21 protein-coding genes and 2 tRNA genes are annotated in these 17257 nt (G+C 66.7%); 8 read left to right on the top strand and 15 right to left on the bottom strand.

What is annotated here, in order from left to right; genetic code table 11:
* Positions 1-25: 25 nt before the first annotated feature.
* The 8 genes from WT26_RS11230 to ssuD all read right to left on the bottom strand — a co-directional run bounded on the left by WT26_RS11230 (position 26) and on the right by ssuD (position 5121).
* Positions 26-101, bottom strand: a tRNA-His gene (locus tag WT26_RS11230).
* Between the two features lie 75 nt (positions 102-176).
* Entirely contained in the window at positions 177-1148 is a 972-nt protein-coding gene (gene dusA / locus WT26_RS11225; protein ID WP_069272884.1) for a tRNA dihydrouridine(20/20a) synthase DusA, read from the bottom strand.
* Positions 1149-1268: 120 nt separating this feature from the next.
* Positions 1269-1523 (bottom strand): hypothetical protein, encoded by a 255-nt coding sequence (locus tag WT26_RS11220; RefSeq protein WP_069272883.1) that lies wholly within the window; start codon positions 1521-1523, stop codon positions 1269-1271.
* A gap of 38 nt (positions 1524-1561) precedes the next feature.
* Complete coding sequence (locus WT26_RS11215) at positions 1562-1759, bottom strand: hypothetical protein (RefSeq protein WP_027787628.1); 198 nt, start codon at positions 1757-1759, stop codon at positions 1562-1564.
* Positions 1760-1900: 141 nt separating this feature from the next.
* Positions 1901-2116 carry a TOBE domain-containing protein gene (locus WT26_RS11210; RefSeq protein WP_006476104.1) on the bottom strand — a complete coding sequence of 72 codons (216 nt, stop codon included), beginning with the start codon at positions 2114-2116 and terminating at the stop codon, positions 1901-1903.
* Positions 2117-2171: 55 nt separating this feature from the next.
* Positions 2172-3137, bottom strand: coding sequence for an ATP-binding cassette domain-containing protein (locus WT26_RS11205; RefSeq protein WP_069272882.1), 966 nt, complete (start codon positions 3135-3137; stop codon positions 2172-2174).
* A complete protein-coding gene (gene ssuC / locus WT26_RS11200) occupies positions 3134-3946 on the bottom strand; it encodes an aliphatic sulfonate ABC transporter permease SsuC (protein WP_069272881.1) in 813 nt (270 codons plus the stop codon). Before ssuC ends, WT26_RS11205 begins: the two co-directional genes overlap by 4 nt.
* A 17-nt stretch (positions 3947-3963) precedes the next feature.
* Complete coding sequence (ssuD, locus tag WT26_RS11195) at positions 3964-5121, bottom strand: FMNH2-dependent alkanesulfonate monooxygenase (protein WP_069273734.1); 1158 nt, start codon at positions 5119-5121, stop codon at positions 3964-3966.
* A 340-nt stretch (positions 5122-5461) separates the two neighbouring features.
* On the opposite strand from ssuD, the gene WT26_RS11190 reads away from it, so the two are divergent.
* Positions 5462-5890 carry a hypothetical protein gene (locus tag WT26_RS11190; RefSeq protein WP_069272880.1) on the top strand — a complete coding sequence of 143 codons (429 nt, stop codon included), beginning with the start codon at positions 5462-5464 and terminating at the stop codon, positions 5888-5890.
* A gap of 96 nt (positions 5891-5986) precedes the next feature.
* On the opposite strand, the gene WT26_RS11185 is transcribed toward WT26_RS11190, so the two are convergent.
* The 3 genes from WT26_RS11185 to WT26_RS11175 are packed head-to-tail and all read right to left on the bottom strand — an operon-like array spanning position 5987 to position 7998.
* Positions 5987-7129, bottom strand: a complete 1143-nt coding sequence (locus tag WT26_RS11185; RefSeq protein ID WP_069272879.1) for an enoyl-CoA hydratase/isomerase family protein — start codon at positions 7127-7129, stop codon at positions 5987-5989.
* Positions 7130-7158: 29 nt separating this feature from the next.
* Positions 7159-7497, bottom strand: coding sequence for a DMT family transporter (locus tag WT26_RS11180; RefSeq protein WP_021161565.1), 339 nt, complete (start codon positions 7495-7497; stop codon positions 7159-7161).
* Between the two features lie 3 nt (positions 7498-7500).
* Positions 7501-7998, bottom strand: coding sequence for a heme-degrading domain-containing protein (locus WT26_RS11175; RefSeq protein ID WP_069272878.1), 498 nt, complete (start codon positions 7996-7998; stop codon positions 7501-7503).
* A 197-nt stretch (positions 7999-8195) separates the two neighbouring features.
* Between WT26_RS11175 and WT26_RS11170 the strand changes: the two genes are divergently transcribed.
* The 7 genes from WT26_RS11170 (at position 8196) to WT26_RS11140 (ending at position 13452) form a co-directional block, all read left to right on the top strand.
* A tRNA-Met gene (locus WT26_RS11170) sits at positions 8196-8272 on the top strand.
* Between the two features lie 156 nt (positions 8273-8428).
* Positions 8429-8974 carry an NUDIX hydrolase gene (locus WT26_RS11165; RefSeq protein WP_021161562.1) on the top strand — a complete coding sequence of 182 codons (546 nt, stop codon included), beginning with the start codon at positions 8429-8431 and terminating at the stop codon, positions 8972-8974.
* A gap of 11 nt (positions 8975-8985) precedes the next feature.
* A complete protein-coding gene (gene aat, locus WT26_RS11160) occupies positions 8986-9750 on the top strand; it encodes a leucyl/phenylalanyl-tRNA--protein transferase (protein WP_059901559.1) in 765 nt (254 codons plus the stop codon).
* A 33-nt stretch (positions 9751-9783) separates the two neighbouring features.
* On the top strand, positions 9784-10614 hold the full coding sequence (locus WT26_RS11155) for an arginyltransferase (RefSeq protein WP_059663948.1): 831 nt from the start codon (positions 9784-9786) through the stop codon (positions 10612-10614).
* A gap of 98 nt (positions 10615-10712) precedes the next feature.
* A complete protein-coding gene (locus tag WT26_RS11150; protein WP_069272877.1) occupies positions 10713-11750 on the top strand; it encodes a quinone-dependent dihydroorotate dehydrogenase in 1038 nt (345 codons plus the stop codon).
* 92 nt (positions 11751-11842) lie between these two features.
* Positions 11843-12637 (top strand): cystine ABC transporter substrate-binding protein, encoded by a 795-nt coding sequence (locus WT26_RS11145; RefSeq protein WP_059526357.1) that lies wholly within the window; start codon positions 11843-11845, stop codon positions 12635-12637.
* 122 nt (positions 12638-12759) lie between these two features.
* A complete protein-coding gene (locus WT26_RS11140; RefSeq protein WP_006484207.1) occupies positions 12760-13452 on the top strand; it encodes an amino acid ABC transporter permease in 693 nt (230 codons plus the stop codon).
* Positions 13453-13475: 23 nt separating this feature from the next.
* Here WT26_RS11140 and WT26_RS11135 read toward each other — a convergent pair whose 3' ends face one another.
* The 4 genes from WT26_RS11135 to WT26_RS11120 form a co-directional block, all read right to left on the bottom strand.
* Positions 13476-14462 carry a Gfo/Idh/MocA family protein gene (locus WT26_RS11135; protein WP_069272876.1) on the bottom strand — a complete coding sequence of 329 codons (987 nt, stop codon included), beginning with the start codon at positions 14460-14462 and terminating at the stop codon, positions 13476-13478.
* A gap of 101 nt (positions 14463-14563) precedes the next feature.
* Positions 14564-15280 (bottom strand): FadR/GntR family transcriptional regulator, encoded by a 717-nt coding sequence (locus WT26_RS11130; protein WP_059526363.1) that lies wholly within the window; start codon positions 15278-15280, stop codon positions 14564-14566.
* Between the two features lie 252 nt (positions 15281-15532).
* A complete protein-coding gene (rpiA, locus tag WT26_RS11125; protein WP_069272875.1) occupies positions 15533-16237 on the bottom strand; it encodes a ribose-5-phosphate isomerase RpiA in 705 nt (234 codons plus the stop codon).
* Positions 16238-16321: 84 nt separating this feature from the next.
* On the bottom strand, positions 16322-17194 hold the full coding sequence (locus WT26_RS11120; protein WP_069272874.1) for an N-acetylmuramoyl-L-alanine amidase: 873 nt from the start codon (positions 17192-17194) through the stop codon (positions 16322-16324).
* Between the last annotated feature and the right edge of the window lie 63 nt (positions 17195-17257).

The following is a 17257-nucleotide window of genomic DNA, read 5'->3' as shown; positions in this document are numbered from 1 at the left end:
GCGCCTGTTTTGTTAATGCATTCGGTGGGGTGGCTGATGGGACTCGAACCCACGACGACAGGAATCACAATCCTGGACTCTACCAACTGAGCTACAGCCACCACTGATACCGCTTGCTTCTTTGCTGCGTCGCTTTGTTGTTCAGCAGCGAAGAAGTGAGATTATATGGAGCTTTTTTATTCTTGCAAAGCTTTTTTTTCAAAAACTTCTTCGGCCTCGTTCAGATGCGCGCGCGCCTCGTCGAACACGGCCAGATCGCCGCGTGCGAGCTTCTTGTTGTCCGACAGCACACGACGCCAGCCGCGCGCCCCCGCAACGCCGCGATACAGTCCGAGCGCATGCCGTACGATCGCGCCGAGGTAAGTGCCGCGCTTCAGTTCGGCCGCGCAGTATTCGATCAACCGCGCTTCCGCTTCCTCGCGCGTCGGCGCCGCGTCGTTCGCGCCATAGAACCGCGCATCGACGCCCGCGAGCACGTACGGGTTGTGATACGCCTCGCGGCCGAGCATCACGCCGTCGACATGCTCGAGATGCTGCGCAACCTCGTCGAGCGTCGTGATGCCGCCGTTGATGACGATCTCGAGCGACGGGAAATCGCGCTTCAACCGATACGCATAGTCGTACTTGAGCGGCGGGATCTCGCGGTTCTCTTTCGGCGACAAGCCTTTCAGGATCGCATTGCGTGCATGCACGACGAACGTTTCGCAGCCCGCCTCGGCCACCGTGCCGACGAAGTCGCGCACGAATGCGTAGTCCTCGACCGAGTCGACACCGATCCGGTGCTTGACCGTGACCGGCACCGACACCGCATCGCGCATCGCCTTCACGCAGTCCGCGACGAGCTGCGGCTCGTTCATCAGGCACGCGCCGAACGCGCCGCGCTGCACACGCTCGGACGGGCATCCGCAATTCAGGTTGATTTCGTCGTAGCCCCACTGCTCGCCGAGCTTCGCCGCGCGCGCGAGATCGTCGCGCTCGCTGCCGCCCAACTGCAGCGCGACCGGCGATTCGTTCGGCGTAAACGCAAGATGCCGCCGGGCATCGCCGAACAACAGCGCGCCCGTCGTGATCATCTCCGTATACAGCCACGTATCGCGCGTCAGCGTCCGGTGGAACGAACGGCAATGACGGTCGGTCCAGTCGAGCATGGGCGCGACGGATACGCGGCGGGGAGGAAGCGAGGACGGTACGGACATGGATTTCGGGCAACGAGCGGTGCAGGAAGCAACCTGCGATTTTACCGCAACCCGCACCCTGCCCGCCCGGCGCTATGCACCCGCGTCGCCGGCAAGCTCCGCATCGACCGCCCGCCGCGCCTCGTCGAGCACGCGTTCGATCACGCGCCGTTCGGTCAGCAGTATCCCGTCGACCTTGACGAGCCGCCAGTCGATCCGCACGGCATCGCCCTGCAGCACGCGGTAATGCGCATGCTCGCCGTCCCAGACCTGCTCGGTCTTCACCTCGATCTCGAAGCCGCGGTACGGCTCGCTGAAATCGCCGAGGTCGCTGCCTCTCGGTTCCATCGCGCCCCCGTCGATGCTCGAGGCCCCGTACGGGGCGCTCAGTCGTATTCGTCGGATAAAAAGGATTTGCCGTCGGCCGTCAGGTCGACCCGGTCGGCCGCCGCCTGATAGATCAGCCCCTCGTTCAGCAACGCGTAGACGACGTCGTCGAACGCAGCGGGAACCGGCCGGCTTTCACCGAACTGGTCGATCCACTTCAGCGCCTCGATGGCTTCGGGGGAAAGGATGGGGGTCATGCGTTGGCCTCCGGCATCGGTGTCGCTCCATCCTAGCACTTCGCCCAGACGGCGAACACCGATGCGATCACGCAACGAGCGGCGCCGGACACCGCGGCGGGCTGCCGCGCCCGACGACGGCCTCCGCACCTTCAGTCGCGCTCAGAGGCGTGCGATCGATACTTCGGTCGATTTCACGAGCGCGACGACTTCCGCGCCGACCTTCAGTTCGAGTTCGTCGACCGAACGGGTCGTGATCACCGACGTGACGATGCCGAACGGCGTCTCGACGTCGACCTCGGAGACCACGGATCCGCGAATGATCTCCTTCACCTTGCCCTTGAACTGGTTACGTACGTTGATTGCAGTGATGCTCATCAGCTTGATCGCTCCGAAGAATAGGTTTCAAGAGGGGCGGCCGACGCCGCCCCGGTTAGACGGCCCAGCGAATCCGCCCGGCGGGCCGGGCGGCCTGCGCGTCGCGGGCAGGTTGCGCGGCCGCGGCCGGCCCGCCCGCCAGCACGCGCCTCAGCACGCGGTCCTCCAGCGCCGCAAACGCGGCCGATGCGCGGGCGCGCGGCCGGTCGAGCGGCACCGGCTGATCCAGCGCCACACGCCCCTGCTCGATGAGCAGGATGCGGTCGCCGAGCGCGACGGCCTCCTGAACGTCGTGCGTGACGAGCAGCGCGGTGAACCGATGCTCACGCCACAACCGCTCGATCAGCGCATGCATCTCGATGCGGGTCAGCGCGTCGAGCGCGCCGAGCGGCTCATCGAGCAACAGCAGTTGCGGCCGGTGAACCAGCGCGCGGGCCAGTGCCACACGCTGCCGCTGGCCGCCCGACAGTTGCGCGGGCCAGTCGTTCGCACGCTCCAGCAGGCCGACTTCGTCGAGCACCGCGCGCGCTTTGTCGCGCGCGCCGCGTCCGAGGCCCAGCATCACGTTCTGCAGCACGGTCTTCCATGGCAGCAGGCGCGCATCCTGGTACATGATCCGCGTGTCGAGCACGCCACCGCCTTCGCCGCGCGTCACGAGCGCGCCGCTGCTCGGCTGCTCGAGCCCGGCGACCAGACGCAGCAGGGTCGACTTGCCGCAGCCGCTGCGTCCGACAATCGCGACGAAGCTGCCGCGCGCGATGCCGAGCTCGACGTCGTCGAGCACCGTGCGTGCGCCGAAGCGCTTGCCGACGCCGCTCAGCGTGACCGCATCGTCTGCCGCGGAGCCCGCCGCGCCGCCTCGATGACGCCGCGCGAGCGGCACGACCGATGCGCCGCTGTCGCGCTCGAGCACCGCGGCATCGCGGGCGTCGCCGTCCGCGATGCGCGCCTGCGTGAATTCCGCCTCGAGGTCCGCGCCGGCAAGCGGGCCGTAGGCGGCCGCCGAAGTCGTCGCATTCATGCCTTTGCTCCTGATTGATAAGCGGGGTGCCAGCGCAGCGTCACGCGCTCGAGCCATTTCGCCAGCACGTCGGCCAGCTTGCCGAGCACCGCGTACAGCAGGATGCCGACCACCACCACGTCGGTTTGCAGGAATTCACGCGCGTTCATCGTCATGTAGCCGATGCCCGATTGCGCCGAGATCGTTTCCGCGACGATCAGCATCACCCACATCAGCCCGAGCGCAAAGCGCACGCCGACGAGAATCGACGGCAGCGCACCGGGCAGGATCACGTCGCGGTACAGCGCAAAGCCGCGCACGCCGTAGCTCTTCGCCATCTCGATCAGGTTGGCGTCGACCGAGCGGATCCCGTGGTACGTGTTGATGTAGACCGGAAAGAACACCCCGAGCGCGACGAGGAACAGCTTCGCCTTCTCGTCGATGCCGAACCACAGGATCACGAGCGGAATCATCGCGAGCGCCGGGATGTTGCGGATCATCTGGATCGTCGAATCGAGCGCGACCTCGGCCGCCTTCGACAAGCCGGTCGCGAGCCCCAGCGCGAGGCCGACACCGCCGCCGATCGCGAAACCGAACAGTGCGCGCCATGTGCTGACTTTCACGTTCGCCCACATTTCCCCCGACGTCACGAGCGACCAGGCCGCTCGCACGACCGCCACGGGTTCGGGCAGCACGCGGGTCGACAGCCAGCCGATGCGGGCGCCGACTTCCCATGCCACCAGCAGCGCGAGCGGCACGAGCCACGGCGCGACGCCGCGCCATGCGCGGGCGGCGATGCCGCCGCCCGCCGTCGACAGTTTCGTTGTCATCGCAGGCCTCCCGTCACTCAGCTCTGGGCTGCCTTCGGCAGATAGCTGTTGCCGACGATCTCGCCGAACGGGCCGGACAGCGGGCCGGTCGCCTTCGACGCGCGCGGCCGCTTGATCAGCGGAAATACAAGCTCGGCGAAGCGATACGATTCCTCCAGATGCGGATAACCGGACAGGATGAAGGTTTCGATGCCGAGATCCGCGTATTCGCGCATGCGCTCCGCGACCTGCTCCGGATTGCCGACGAGCGCAGTACCCGCGCCGCCGCGCACGAGGCCGACACCGGCCCACAGGTTCGGATACACCTCGAGCGTCTCGCGGCCGCCGCGCTTGCCGCCGTGCAGCGCGGCCATGCGGCGCTGGCCTTCCGAATCCATGTTCGCGAACGCCTTCTGCGCGCGGGCGATCGTTTCGTCGTCGAGGCGGCTGATCAGGCGCTCCGCGTCGCGCCATGCTTCGTCCTCGGTCTCGCGCACGATCACGTGCAGGCGAATCCCGAACTTGATCTTGCGGCCGCGGGCTTCCGCGCGCGCACGAATATCGGCGATCTTCTTCGCGACGGCCTCGGGCGGCTCGCCCCAGGTCAGGTAGGTGTCGATGTGATCGGCCGCGATCTCGTGCGCGGCCGGCGACGAACCGCCGAACCACAACGGCGGATGCGGACGCTGCACGGGCGGATACAGCGCCTTGCCGCCCTTCGACTGCAGGTGCTTGCCGATATAGTCGAAGCCGCCGTTGTCGTGCGACGCGGACAGCAGTCCGCGCCAGATGTTCAGGAAGTCGTCGGTGATTTCGTAGCGCGTGTCGTGATCGGCGAACAGGCCGTCACCCTCGAGTTCGGCGGCATCGCCGCCCGTCACGACGTTGATCAGCAGGCGGCCGCCCGACAGACGGTCGAACGTCGCGGCCATCCGTGCCGACAGCCCAGGCGACGCGATACCGGGGCGGATCGCGACCAGGAACTTCAGGCGCTGCGTCGCCGGGATCAGGCTCGACGCAACGACCCACGCATCCTCGCAGGAACGGCCGGTCGGCAGCAGCACGCCCTCGTAGCCGAGCGTGTCGGCCGCAACCGCGACCTGCTTGAAGTAATCGTAATCCGCGGCGCGTGCACCTTCGGCCGTACCGAGATAGCGGCTGTCGCCGTGCGTGGGGATAAACCAGAACACATTCATCTGCTGCTCCTGCTTGACTGTCCTTGCCGGAATTTGAAAAAACACCGCCCTGCTCGCGTCGCGGATCAGCGGCGCATGCATGGTGTGCGTTCGAATCGGGATGGTTCGCCGGTCAGGCCGTGCAGCGGGCGAGGACGCGATTGCACGGCTGTTTCTGGGAAATCAGTCTAGGGATCGGTACAGGGCTTTGGAACGATTTTTTTGAGCTTAGGTTTTCCGCTTTCGTGATTAGCACGACGCTGGAGCGAATATCGCCGCGGGCGGGCCCTATAATGACGCACCTATCCGAATAACTCCGCGCGTACAGCCCCGGCCGTGCGCGCCCGCGGTGCACTCATCGATGCAGAAAGTCATCCTGCCATTCCTGTCCGGCTTCCTGGCCGCCCTGTTCTTCCGCGAAGCCACGCTCGCACTCCTTCATACGGCCGACCTGATCGCCGCAACCGGCTTCTCCACGCAGCCGTTCGCGCCGCTCGGCATTCCTGAATTTGTCGCGAATGCGCTGATCAGCGCGTGCTGCGCGATCCCGATGGCGTGGCTGCTGCGCGTCTCGCCGGAACGCGAGGCATCGTGGATCGGCGCGCTGGTGTTCGGCGGCATCGTGCTGACGGCCGCCCGCGTGTTCGCGATCGATCCGCTGCGCGGGATCTGGCCGTCGGGCAACATGATGCCCGTGCTCGCGGCCGGCTTCGCGGCAAACGCGGTATGGGGCTTCGGCGCGCTCGTGTTCATGCGCGCGTTCATGTCGGACGCCGCACGAGAGGAATGACGGGCCGAAGCGCCCGCCCGCATCGAGCCTGAAAACGAATCGGCCGCCTGCACGTGCAGGCGGCCTTTTCGTTTCATCCGATGGTGCCAAAGACCGTCAGTCGCGCAGGTTCCGCAGCGGATGCGTGTCGGGTGTCCATGGGCTGTCGAACATCGCGAGCACGTCTGCACGATCGACGTCCGCAATCGACTTGAAGCGCCAGACCGGCTGGTGGTCCTTGTCGACGATCAGCGCGCGCACGCCTTCGATCACGTCGCCGCGCGCGAACGTCGAGCGCGTGAGGTCGAGATCGCGCCGCAGGCAATCGGCCATCGTCGCGCCGCGTGCACGTTCGACGGCTTCCAGCGACACGGCCATCGACAGCGGCGACAACTGTTCGCGCATCGCATGGGACGCCTTCTCGACCCATCCGTCGACGGCCGCGCAATCCTGCTCGGCGTCGAGCGACACGAGGATCGCGCCGATGTCCGGCTGCGCGAAATGCCGGTCGATCCCCGCGCGCGCGTCGGCCAGCGCCGACGTGTCGGGCGTCGGCACGACCTTGTGTGCGGCGGCCGCTTCGGCCACGCACGCGACGGCCTGCGCGCCGCTGTCGAAGCATTCGTGGCGCAATGCGTCGAGCAATGCCGGCAGCGCGGCATCGGGCAGATAGACGTCGGCAAGTTGCGCGTACAGCGCGCCGGCCGCGTCGAGCGTCGCGCCGGTCACGGCGAGATAGCGGCCGATCGCGCCGGGTGTGCGCGCGAGGAACCAGCTCATCCCGACGTCCGGGAACAGGCCGATACGCGTTTCCGGCATCGCCATCTTCGTCGAGTCGGTCACGACACGCAGGCCGCCCGTATGCCGCGCCGCCTGCGAAATGCCCATGCCTCCGCCCATCACGACGCCGTGCATCAGCGCGATGTAAGGCTTCGGATACGTGAAGATCGCGTGGTTCAGCGTGTATTCGTCGATGAAGAACGTATCGACCGCATCGCGGTCCCCGCGCCGCCATGCGTCATGGAAGAAGCGCACGTCGCCGCCCGCGCAGAACGCGCGCGGATGCGGGCTGTGCACGACGACCGCGACGACCTCGGGATCGTCGCGCCACGCGTCGAGCGCCTGCTGCATCAGCCGGATCATGCCGACCGACAGCGCATTCAGCGCCTTCGGCCGGTTCAGTTCGAGAAAGCCGATACGGTTCGCGACATACGCGCGGACGTCGGGCTGGTCGGAAGCGACGGGGATGGAATCGATCATGAAAGCAATCCGGCTGGTCGCAGGCGCGGTCAGTGCGCCTGCATCTTCGAAAACAGGTTCAGCACCACGACGCCCGCGATGATCAGGCCGAGGCCGATCACGGCCGGCAGGTCCGGCACCTGGCGATAGAGCAGCATCGCGACGAGCGTGATCAGCACGATGCCGGCACCCGACCAGACGGCATAGATGATGCCGACGGGCATCGTGCGCAACGTGAGCGACAGGCAGTAGAACGCGATGCCGTAGCCGGCGACGACGAGCGCCGACGGCCAGAAACGCGTGAAGCCGTCCGCCGCGCGCAGCGCGGACGTGCCCACCACTTCCGCGACGATCGCGATCGCGAGCCACGCGTAACCGGGAAGCTGCATCGCTCAGCTCCTCGCCAGCGCGAGCGCCGCGTAGTCCTGCCCCAGTTCCGCGCAGAGCGCCTCGACGACCAGCTCGTGATCCGCGCGCTGCGGCAGCCCGGACGCGGTGATCGAGCCGATCACGCCGGCGCCGGCGACGGTCAGCGGAAACGACCCGCCGTGCGGCGAATATTCGGCGATCGGCAGCCCGTGCTTGTCCGCCAGCGTCGCGCCCGCCTGCTGCATGCGCAGGCCGACGGCGTACGAACTGCGGCGGAAATGCGCGACGACGTTGCGCTTGCGGCGCACCCAGTCGGCGTTGTCGGGCGTGGCTCCGGCGAGCGCCGCATAGAACAGCGGCTGGCCGAACGTGACGATGTCGAGCGCGACCGCATGCCCGCGAGACGCCGCGAGCGCATGCATCCGGTTGCCGAGCGCCCACGCGCGGGCCGGGTCGAAATGGGGAAACACGAGCGCCTGTTCCTGCGCGCCGATCGATTGCAGATCGTGAGCGATGTCCATGAATCCGTCAAAGCGAAAAGGAGGCGCAGCCAGGACCGCTGCCATCGCGTGCGGCGCCGCTGCCGGGGAGTCGACACAAACCGTTCGATTCTAGCGCACGCGCCCGACGTACCGGCCCCGGAAGCCCCTATAAGCCGATTGTCAGAAAATGCTTGCGCAGCCGGGAGCACTTCCTTATAATCTTATTTTTCGACGGACGCGGGGTGGAGCAGTCTGGCAGCTCGTCGGGCTCATAACCCGAAGGTCGTAGGTTCAAATCCTACCCCCGCAACCAACGTCCCGATGCAGGAAGCCCGGCCCTAGCGCCGGGCTTTTTGTTTTCCGCGTGCGCTTTGCGCCACGCCCGCGCGCCGGCCTCCGCTCGATTCGGCCGTTCGAGAATGCGCCGCCCCGGTGATACACTCGCATCACCTCGTCCCTTCCACTCGACATGAAATTCTGCTCCGTCTGCGGTCACGAAGTCATCGCGCGCATTCCTCCGGGCGACAACCGCGAGCGCTTCGTCTGCGATCACTGCGGCACGATCCACTACCAGAATCCGCGCAACGTCGTCGGCACGGTCCCGGTCTGGGGCGATCAGATCCTGCTGTGCCGCCGCGCGATCGAACCGCGCTACGGCTTCTGGACGCTGCCCGCGGGCTTCATGGAAATGGGCGAGACGACGGCCGAAGCCGCCGCGCGCGAAACGCTCGAGGAAGCCGGCGCGCGCGTCGAGGTGCAGAACCTGTTCACGCTGCTCAATGTGCCGCACGTGCACCAGGTCCACCTGTTCTACCTGGCGCGGCTCACCGATCCGGGCTTCGAAGCCGGCGAGGAAAGCCTCGAAGTGAAGCTGTTCGACGAAGCCGACATCCCGTGGGACGAGATCGCGTTCCCGACCGTCAGCCAGACCCTGCGATTCTTCTTCGCCGATCGCGCCGCGGGCGACTACGGCGTGCACACCGGCGATATCTTCCGCTCGCTGCGCAACGGCTGAGCCCTCGCCCCATGGTTCCCTGGCTCGGCCCGGACGATCCGTTTCCGCCCATCGAACGCGCGCTCGGCCCTGCGACCGGCGCGCCGGGGCTACTCGCCGCGAGCGCCGACCTGCTGCCGTCGCGCCTCATCGACGCATACCTGCGCGGCATCTTCCCGTGGTATTCGGACGGCCAGCCCGTGCTGTGGTGGAGCCCCGACCCACGCATGATCCTCGTGCCGGCCGAGTTCAAGGTGTCGCCCTCGCTGCGCAAGACGCTGAAGCGCGTGCTGCGCGAGCCCGAATGGGAAGTGCGCGTCGACCACGACTTTCCGGGCGTGATGCGCGCCTGCGCGCAAGCGCCGCGCCGCGGGCAGCGCGGCACGTGGATCACGGCCGAGATCATCGATGCCTACACGTCGCTCTACCGGTCCGGCAACGCGCACAGCATCGAGACCTGGCACGATGGGCGACGCGTCGGCGGCCTGTACGGCGTGTCGTTCGGGCGGATGTTTTTCGGCGAATCGATGTATGCAGACACGACCGACGCATCGAAAATCGCGCTGGCCACGCTCGTCGCGCACCTTCGCGAGCAGGGGCTGGAAATGATAGACTGCCAGCAGAATACGTCGCATCTAGCGTCGCTCGGCGGCCGCGAGATCGCACGCAAGGCCTTTGTCGCTCACGTGCGCAGCGCGGTAGCCGCACCGCCGATTCCGTGGCAGTTCGACAAGCGCGTGCTCGCCGCGCTGACGGGCCGCGCCGAACCGGTGCCCCCTTCCGGGATCGAGCGCTAGCGCGGCACTCCCTCCCTGCAACGAGAGCTGCCCATGACTCACCCGACTGAGCTGCCGCTTTCACCGCTTTCGGCGCTGCAATTCTATGCAACGGCGCCCTATCCGTGCAGCTATCTGGACGGCCGCGTCGCGCGCTCGCAAGTCGCGACGCCGAGCCACCTGATCAATTCCGACATCTATACCGAGCTCGTGAAGGCCGGCTTCCGGCGCTCGGGCGTCTTCACATACCGTCCGTATTGCGACGGCTGCCGTGCCTGCGTGCCGGTGCGCGTCCCCGTCGACGCGTTCGCACCGTCGCGCACGCAGCGCCGGATGTGGAAGCGGCACCGCACGCTCGTCGCGACGGTTTCGCCGCTGCACTACGACGAAGAGCACTACGCGCTCTACATGCGCTACCAGTCCGCCCGCCACGCGGGCGGCGGCATGGATCGCGACAGCCGCGACCAGTACGAGCAATTCCTGCTGCAGAGCCGGATCAATTCGCGCCTCGTCGAATTCCGCGACCTCGACGCACCGGGCGGCGAGCCCGGCAAGCTGCGCATGGTCAGCATGATCGACATCCTCGGCGACGGGCTGTCGTCCGTATACACGTTCTTCGAGCCCGACGACCAGCACACGAGTTACGGCACCTACAACATCCTGTGGCAGATCGAGCAGGCCAGGAGCCTCGGCCTGCCCTACGTGTATCTCGGATACTGGATCCGCGAGAGCCCGAAGATGGCCTACAAGGCGAACTTCCACCCGCTCGAAGGGCTGATCGACGGCCGCTGGAAGATACTCGATCCGGATCGGATCGACCTGCCGCCCGTCGATGCGGCACTGGCCCGCGCGCCATTGCCGGGCGGGCATTCCGGCTCGGGCTGACACGCGCCGCGGGGGCGAGGACGCGAAGCGCGCCCCTGCCGCTCAACTCCCGGTAAAATAGCGGGTTGTCATTCATTCCGGCTGTCCGCCCTATTCCCGTGTTCAGTTCCCTTTATCCGCTGGCCCGTGCATCCCTGTTCAAGATGGATGCGGAAGACGCTCACCACCTCACGCTGCGCGCGCTCGGCGCGGCCGGCCGCACGGGCCTCGCCTGCGCGCTGTCGGCCCGCGTGCCCGACGCGCCGCGCACCGTGATGGGGCTCACGTTCCGCAACCCGGTCGGCCTCGCGGCAGGCCTCGACAAGGACGGCGCGGCCATCGACGGCCTTGCGGCACTCGGCTTCGGCTTCATCGAGGTCGGTACGGTCACGCCGCGCCCGCAGCCCGGCAACCCGCGCCCGCGGATGTTCCGCCTGCCGCAAGCCGAGGCACTGATCAACCGGATGGGCTTCAACAATCACGGTGTCGACCAGTTCGTGAAGAACGTCCAGGCCGCCCGCTATCGAGGCATCCTCGGCCTGAACATCGGCAAGAACGCCGATACGCCGATCGAGCGCGCCGCAGAGGACTACCTGTACTGCCTCGAGCGCGTGTACCCGTTCGCGAGCTACGTAACGATCAACATCTCGTCGCCGAACACGAAGAACCTGCGCCAGCTGCAGGGCGCGGGCGAGCTCGACGCGCTGCTCGCGGCGCTGAAGGACAAGCAGCAGCGCCTCGCCGACCTGCACGGCAAGCTCGTGCCGCTTGCGCTGAAGATCGCCCCCGATCTCGACGACGAACAGGTCAAGGAAATCGGCGACACGTTGCTGCGCCACAAGATCGAGGCGGTCATCGCCACCAACACGACGCTGTCGCGCGCGGCCGTCCAGGGCCTGCCGCATGCGGACGAAGCCGGCGGCCTGTCGGGCCGCCCCGTGTTCGACGCGTCGAACGAAGTGATCCGCAAGCTGCACGCCGAAGTCGGCAGCGAGGTGCCGATCATCGGCGTCGGCGGCATTTTCTCGGGCGAGGACGCCCGTGCGAAGCTCGCGGCCGGCGCGGCGCTCGTGCAGCTCTATACGGGCTTCATCTACCGCGGCCCCGCGCTCGTCGCGGAATGCGTGAAGGCCGTCGCCGGCGCTCGAGCGTCGTAATATAGGCATAAGCAAACTATATTTCGCTATTGATAGCGTTATCGCTATCATCGATCCGAATCAATGACCCGGACAGGGCAAGGACATACACGATGAAATTTTCGCTGCTGAAGAAGCTGCTGGTTGCCGGCCTGATCGGCACGTCGTTCGCTGCCGCCACCGCGCATGCGGCCGACCTCCTCGATCAGGTCAAGCAGCGCGGCACGCTGCGCGTCGGCCTCGAAGGCACGTTCCCGCCGTTCAACTCGAAGAACCCGCAAGGCGAACTCGTCGGCTTCGACGTCGACATCGCGAAAGCCGTGGCCGCGAAGCTCGGCGTGAAGGCGGAATTCGTGACGACCGAATGGAGCGGCATCATCGCGGGCCTGCAGGCCGGCAAGTTCGACGTGATCGCCAACCAGGTCGGCATCACCGACAAGCGCAAGGAAACGCTCGACTTCTCGCCGCCTTACACGTTCTCGTCCGCGCAGCTGATCCAGCGCAAGGACGACACGCGCGAGTTCAAGTCGCTGGATGACCTGAAGGGCAAGAAGCTCGGCGTCGCGCTCGGCACGAACTACATGGACATGGCGAAGTCGGTGCCCGGCATCGACGTGAAGACGTACCCGGGCGCGCCCGAGTACCTGCGCGATCTCGCGGCCGGCCGCCTCGACGCCGCGCTGAACGACCGCCTGATGCTCGCGTACCTGACGAAGAACTCGCAGCTGCCGCTGCGCCCGGGCGCGAACGTCGGCTCGGCGAACCCGTCGGGCATCCCGTTCAAGAAGGGCAACCCGAAGTTCCAGAAGGCGATCGACGACGCGATGGCACAACTCCAGGCCGACGGCACGTTCACGAAGATCTCGGACAAATGGTTCGGCATCGACGTGACGAAACCGATCAAGTAAGCACGCCTGCATTTCCCGCCTGACGGCGGGCCGGAAAGGGCGGCATCCGTGACGATGCCGCCCTTTGTTTTATTCGTCCGGTTTATGATTGCGCTTTCGCGCACGCATTCGATTCGTATTCCATGTCGACAACGTCCCTGCTCGTCCAATCGCTGCCGGTGCTCGCCCAGGGTGCCGTGCTGACCGTCAAGTTCGCCGTGCTGTCGATGGTGTTCGGCCTGCTTGGCGCCGTCGTGCTCGCGATGATGGGCATCCGGCAAAGCGAAGCGCTCGACGGCTTCGAACGCATCTGGGTCAACGCGCTCGCGTGGCTGGCACGCGCGTACGTGAGCCTGATGCGCGGCACGCCGCTGCTCGTGCAGATCTTCGTCATCTATTACGGGCTGCCGAGCCTCGGCATCTCGCTCGACCCGACGCCCGCCGGCGTCATCGCGCTGTCCGCGAACGTCGCGGCTTACATGTCGGAAAGCATGCGCGGTGCGATCAACGGGATCGCGCGCGGCCAATGGCTCGCCGCGTACAGCCTCGGGCTGTCGTGGGGGCAAACGCTGCGCTACGTGATCGGTCCGCAGGCGCTGCGCATCGCGGTGCCGAGCCTGTCGAACAGCCTGATCAGCCTGATCAAGGACACGTCGCTCGTGTCCGTGATCACCGTGACCGAACTGCTGCGCAGCGCGCAGGAAGTGATCGCGGCGACCTATCAGCCGCTGCCGCTTTATCTCGCCGCCGCGGCCGTGTACTGGATCCTGTGCCAGATCCTCGAATGGGTGCAGCGCTGGTACGAAAAACGCCTGTCGCTGCCGTCGCGTCACTGACGCATCACGCGCCGGACGCCGCCTTACTCCCCCGGGTAACGTACGCCGAGCGCCGCTCGCGCGGCATCGGTCATCGCGATCATCTGCCGCGAATGGTCGTGCGTCATGATCGGGCTTTCGATCCTGCCCGCGCGCAGCAGGTCGCAGAAGTGCGCGGTCTCGTAGTTGAGGCCGCCGCCGTCGAACGGCGCGTCGAGCTCGACCACCCGGCCGTCCGCATAGCGGATCGTCGCGCGCACCGGGTTCCACCACTTCTCGTGAATCGTCACATGGCCGCCGGCTGCGGCGATCAGCGCGTCGCCACGCCCCATCACGTCGAGCCCGCAGAAAAGCTGCGCGATCCCGCCGTGCGCGTGCACGCTGTTCAGGCTCGCGAACAGGTCGACACCCGTCGCGCCGACGCGGCCGAGCGTCTGTACGTCGAGCGCCGCACCGAGCCAGTCGACCGCGAGAAAGGCCTCGTAGATCCCGATATCGAGCAGCGCACCGCCCGCGCGATCGAGGCGATAGACGGAATGGTCGCCGGGTACCGACGACGACGCACACCCTGCCCGCACGAGCCGGATCTCGCCGATCGGATCGTCCTGCAGGTGCGCGCGCAACTGGCGGTACAGCGGAAAGAACGGCGGCTTCATCGCCTCCATGAAAAGCCGCCCGGCGTCGCGTGCCGCTTGCAGCACGGTGTCGAGCTGCGCCGCGTTCAGCGTCGCGGGTTTTTCGCACAGCACGGCCTTGCCGGCGGCAAGCGCGGCCAGCGTGTACTGCGCGTGACTGTCATGGAGCGTCGCGATGTAGACCGCGTCGATATCGCTCGCGAGGAGCGCGTCGAGACTGGCGGCGGGCGTGCCGCCATGGGTGGCGCAGAAGGCTGCCGCGGCGTCTGCGCGGCGGGCCCAGGCACCGGCGAGCGTGGCGCCCGGCACATGCGCGAGGCTTTGCGCGAAGCGGCGCGCAATGCTGCCTGCGCCGACGATGCCGAAGCGCACCGGGCGGTGTTCGTTGTCGTTCATCCTGATCTTCCGTGTCGGTCGTGAGACGATGGCCGACGTCATGCCGGCCGGACGTCATGATAAACGGCAAGCCGCCGACCGGATGAACGGAATGCGCCGCGTCAGGCGCGCATGGGCACGTCGACGGAGAAATCGCGCGAGATCTCGTCGGCGCTGAAATCGATCAGCGCGAGAGAAGCGGCTTCGGCTTCGCGCGGATCGCGCCGCTCGATCGCGTCGACCACACGTGCGTGCGCCTTCACCACGACGTCGTGCGCCCCCTCCTTCTGCACGACACGCGGATTCACGAGGCGCACCGCGCCGCGCACGATCGCCGCCATCTGCTGGAAAAACTGGTTGCCGCTCGCCTGGACGATCCGCGTATGCAGCGACTCGTCCGCCGTGTCGTAGCCGGGGTCGCCCGGCTGCAGCACCTTGAACGCATCGAACGCTTCGCGGATACCCGCGATGTCCGCCGCCGTTGCACGCACCGCCGCCTGCGCGGTCGCGCGCGGTTCGATCAGCATCCGGAATTCGATGACGTCGCGCATGAACTGCGGATCGGGTTTCGCCCGGAAGCGCCAGCTCACCACGTCTTCGTCGATCATGCGCCAGTCGCGCATCGGCCGCACGCGCGTGCCGACCTTCGGACGCACGTCGAGCATGTCGCGCGCAAGCAACATCGACAACGCTTCCCGCATCACGGTGCGACTCACATCGAACTCTTTCGACAGCACGTCCTGCGGCGGCAAGATGCCGCCGTACTTGTCCTCGACGATACCCGAGACAAGCCCATCCATCACTTTGGCGACCAGTGACCGGTCTTTGCCCTGCTCCATGACACCTCCCCGTGCGTCGATTTGCGAACACCTGCTCCGCAGTTCCGCCGGCCCTGGTTACGACTGTTCTTATGATCTATAAGTTGATGAGTTCGAGGACATTTCGCTATCTGGTAAACACCTGACAGGGTTATCCCTCTTGGTTTCGGGGGGGATTTATAAGGCATCCAAAAAAGCCCGGGAAGCGCTCTGCGCTTGCCGGGCCGCGATTTTAAACAAGATTTAAACATGCAGTGCATTACGCACTGCTTTTCATTTCTTACAAACGTCGGGATAAACGATAGTCTCAACGCCGTTTTCCGTGCCGAGCAAGCACAGATTCGCGCCGCGCTCGGCGAACAGGCCGACCGTCACGACGCCCGGCCATGCGTTCACCTGCGCTTCGAAGCCGCGCGGGTCAGCGATCTGCAGCCCCTTCACGTCGATGATCTCGTTACCGTTGTCGGTGATGTACGGCGCACCATCCTTCGTCACGCGCAGCACGGGCACGCCGCCGAGTGCGGTCACGCGCCGGCCGATCGCGGTGCGCGCCATCGGCACGACTTCGATCGGCAGCGGGAACGCGCCGAGCACCGGCACGCGCTTGCTGGCGTCGGCGATGCAGACGAACGTGTCGGCCACCGATGCGACGATCTTCTCGCGCGTGAGCGCACCGCCGCCGCCCTTGATCATCGCGCCGCCCGCGTCGATCTCGTCAGCGCCGTCGACGTACACCTGCAGCGAGTCGACCTCGTTCAGGTCGAACACCTTGATGCCGTGCGATTTCAGGCGTTCGGTCGTGGCGACGGAGCTCGACACGGCGCCGCGATAGCGCGCCTTGACGACGGCGAGCGCGTCGATGAAGCAGTTGGCGGTCGAGCCGGTGCCGACACCGATCACGGCGCCTTCCGGCACGTTCTGGATCACGTAGTCGGCAGCGGCCTGGCCGACGAGGCGTTTGAGTTCGTCTTGAGTCATGGAGTGGTAAAGCTGCGGGATTGCGGAAAACCGCCAGTTTACCGGAGTCGGGCGCCTATTCGCGCGTTTCGGGCCGCGACGCGCTCAGGGTGCGCCGGAAGCCGCGCCGTCTTCCGCCGGCGCCTGGCCCGGAAAGTATTTGTCGAGCAACGCCTGCGCGATCGCATCGGTTTCGGCGTCCGGATTACCCGCGTAGTCGGCCGGCCTGAAATGCATCTGAAACGCCGCGAACACGCGTCGCGTACGTTCGTCGAGCACGCCATCGGCGGCCACGTCGTAGCCGTAGCGCGCGAGCTTGAGCTGCAGTTCGCGCACGTCGACCGGCGCATGCGGATCGCGGCCGGCCAGACGCGCGGCGACCGTCGCGTCGTCCGGCCACGCACCGACACCGGCCTGCGCCAACGCATGCCACGGGAACAGCGGCCCCGGATCGATCTTGCGTTGTGGCGCGATGTCGCTGTGCCCGACCACACGCGTCGGCGGAATCGCGTAGCGCGCGACGATGTCCTTCGACAACCGGGTCAGCGCCGCGACCTGCTCGGGCGGATACGGCTGCCAGGTGCGGTTCTGCGGGTCGAGCGGGCCGCGGTTCACGTTCTCGATGCCGATCGACACCGCGTTCAGCTCGGTCGTGCCCTGCCATTCGCTGACGCCCGCGTGCCATGCGCGCTCGGTTTCCGGAACGAGCTGGTAGACGACCGGCTTGCCCCATTCGATGCGCGGCTGCGCCGGCACGACGTAGTGCACGCTGACCGAATCGCCGGTGAGCGTGCGCAGCGATTTCGCCTCGTCGCTTTCGGTGTAATGCATCACGAGAAAGCGGATCCGCGAATCGGCGCCCTGCGCGTGATGGCTCGTATCGGCGAAGTACGTGCCGCGCCCGACGAGCGACGGGGACGTGCACGCGGCCAGCAGGCAGAGGCCGGCGCAGAATGCGCCGCGAATGAAAAGTCTCATGGATCGGCATCCGGAGGAACGGCGTGCGCCATTCTATCGAGTCCGCCGCGCGCAGTCGCCGTC

It is taken from the genome of Burkholderia cepacia, assembly GCF_001718835.1.
GTDB lineage: Bacteria > Pseudomonadota > Gammaproteobacteria > Burkholderiales > Burkholderiaceae > Burkholderia > Burkholderia cepacia_F.
Note: the sequence above shows the minus strand (reverse complement) of the source record. Positions and strands in the feature narration are given on the sequence as shown.

Bases quoted from the DNA above. Each gene is read 5' to 3' on its own strand.
- aat (WP_059901559.1), top strand. From the start codon at position 8,986: ATGGTTCCCTGGCTCGGCCCGGACGATCCGTTTCCGCCCATCGAACGC.
- WT26_RS11155 (WP_059663948.1), top strand. From the start codon at position 9,784: ATGACTCACCCGACTGAGCTGCCGCTTTCACCGCTTTCGGCGCTGCAA.
- WT26_RS11135 (WP_069272876.1), bottom strand. From the start codon at position 14,462: ATGAACGACAACGAACACCGCCCGGTGCGCTTCGGCATCGTCGGCGCA.
- WT26_RS11190 (WP_069272880.1), top strand. From the start codon at position 5,462: ATGCAGAAAGTCATCCTGCCATTCCTGTCCGGCTTCCTGGCCGCCCTG.
- WT26_RS11180 (WP_021161565.1), bottom strand. From the start codon at position 7,497: ATGCAGCTTCCCGGTTACGCGTGGCTCGCGATCGCGATCGTCGCGGAA.
- dusA (WP_069272884.1), bottom strand. From the start codon at position 1,148: ATGCTCGACTGGACCGACCGTCATTGCCGTTCGTTCCACCGGACGCTG.
- WT26_RS11120 (WP_069272874.1), bottom strand. From the start codon at position 17,194: ATGAGACTTTTCATTCGCGGCGCATTCTGCGCCGGCCTCTGCCTGCTG.
- WT26_RS11145 (WP_059526357.1), top strand. From the start codon at position 11,843: ATGAAATTTTCGCTGCTGAAGAAGCTGCTGGTTGCCGGCCTGATCGGC.
- WT26_RS11205 (WP_069272882.1), bottom strand. From the start codon at position 3,137: ATGAATGCGACGACTTCGGCGGCCGCCTACGGCCCGCTTGCCGGCGCG.
- WT26_RS11210 (WP_006476104.1), bottom strand. From the start codon at position 2,116: ATGAGCATCACTGCAATCAACGTACGTAACCAGTTCAAGGGCAAGGTG.
- WT26_RS11130 (WP_059526363.1), bottom strand. From the start codon at position 15,280: ATGGAGCAGGGCAAAGACCGGTCACTGGTCGCCAAAGTGATGGATGGG.
- WT26_RS11215 (WP_027787628.1), bottom strand. From the start codon at position 1,759: ATGACCCCCATCCTTTCCCCCGAAGCCATCGAGGCGCTGAAGTGGATC.
- WT26_RS11220 (WP_069272883.1), bottom strand. From the start codon at position 1,523: ATGGAACCGAGAGGCAGCGACCTCGGCGATTTCAGCGAGCCGTACCGC.
- rpiA (WP_069272875.1), bottom strand. From the start codon at position 16,237: ATGACTCAAGACGAACTCAAACGCCTCGTCGGCCAGGCCGCTGCCGAC.
- WT26_RS11175 (WP_069272878.1), bottom strand. From the start codon at position 7,998: ATGGACATCGCTCACGATCTGCAATCGATCGGCGCGCAGGAACAGGCG.
- WT26_RS11165 (WP_021161562.1), top strand. From the start codon at position 8,429: ATGAAATTCTGCTCCGTCTGCGGTCACGAAGTCATCGCGCGCATTCCT.
- ssuD (WP_069273734.1), bottom strand. From the start codon at position 5,121: ATGAATGTGTTCTGGTTTATCCCCACGCACGGCGACAGCCGCTATCTC.
- WT26_RS11185 (WP_069272879.1), bottom strand. From the start codon at position 7,129: ATGATCGATTCCATCCCCGTCGCTTCCGACCAGCCCGACGTCCGCGCG.
- ssuC (WP_069272881.1), bottom strand. From the start codon at position 3,946: ATGACAACGAAACTGTCGACGGCGGGCGGCGGCATCGCCGCCCGCGCA.
- WT26_RS11140 (WP_006484207.1), top strand. From the start codon at position 12,760: ATGTCGACAACGTCCCTGCTCGTCCAATCGCTGCCGGTGCTCGCCCAG.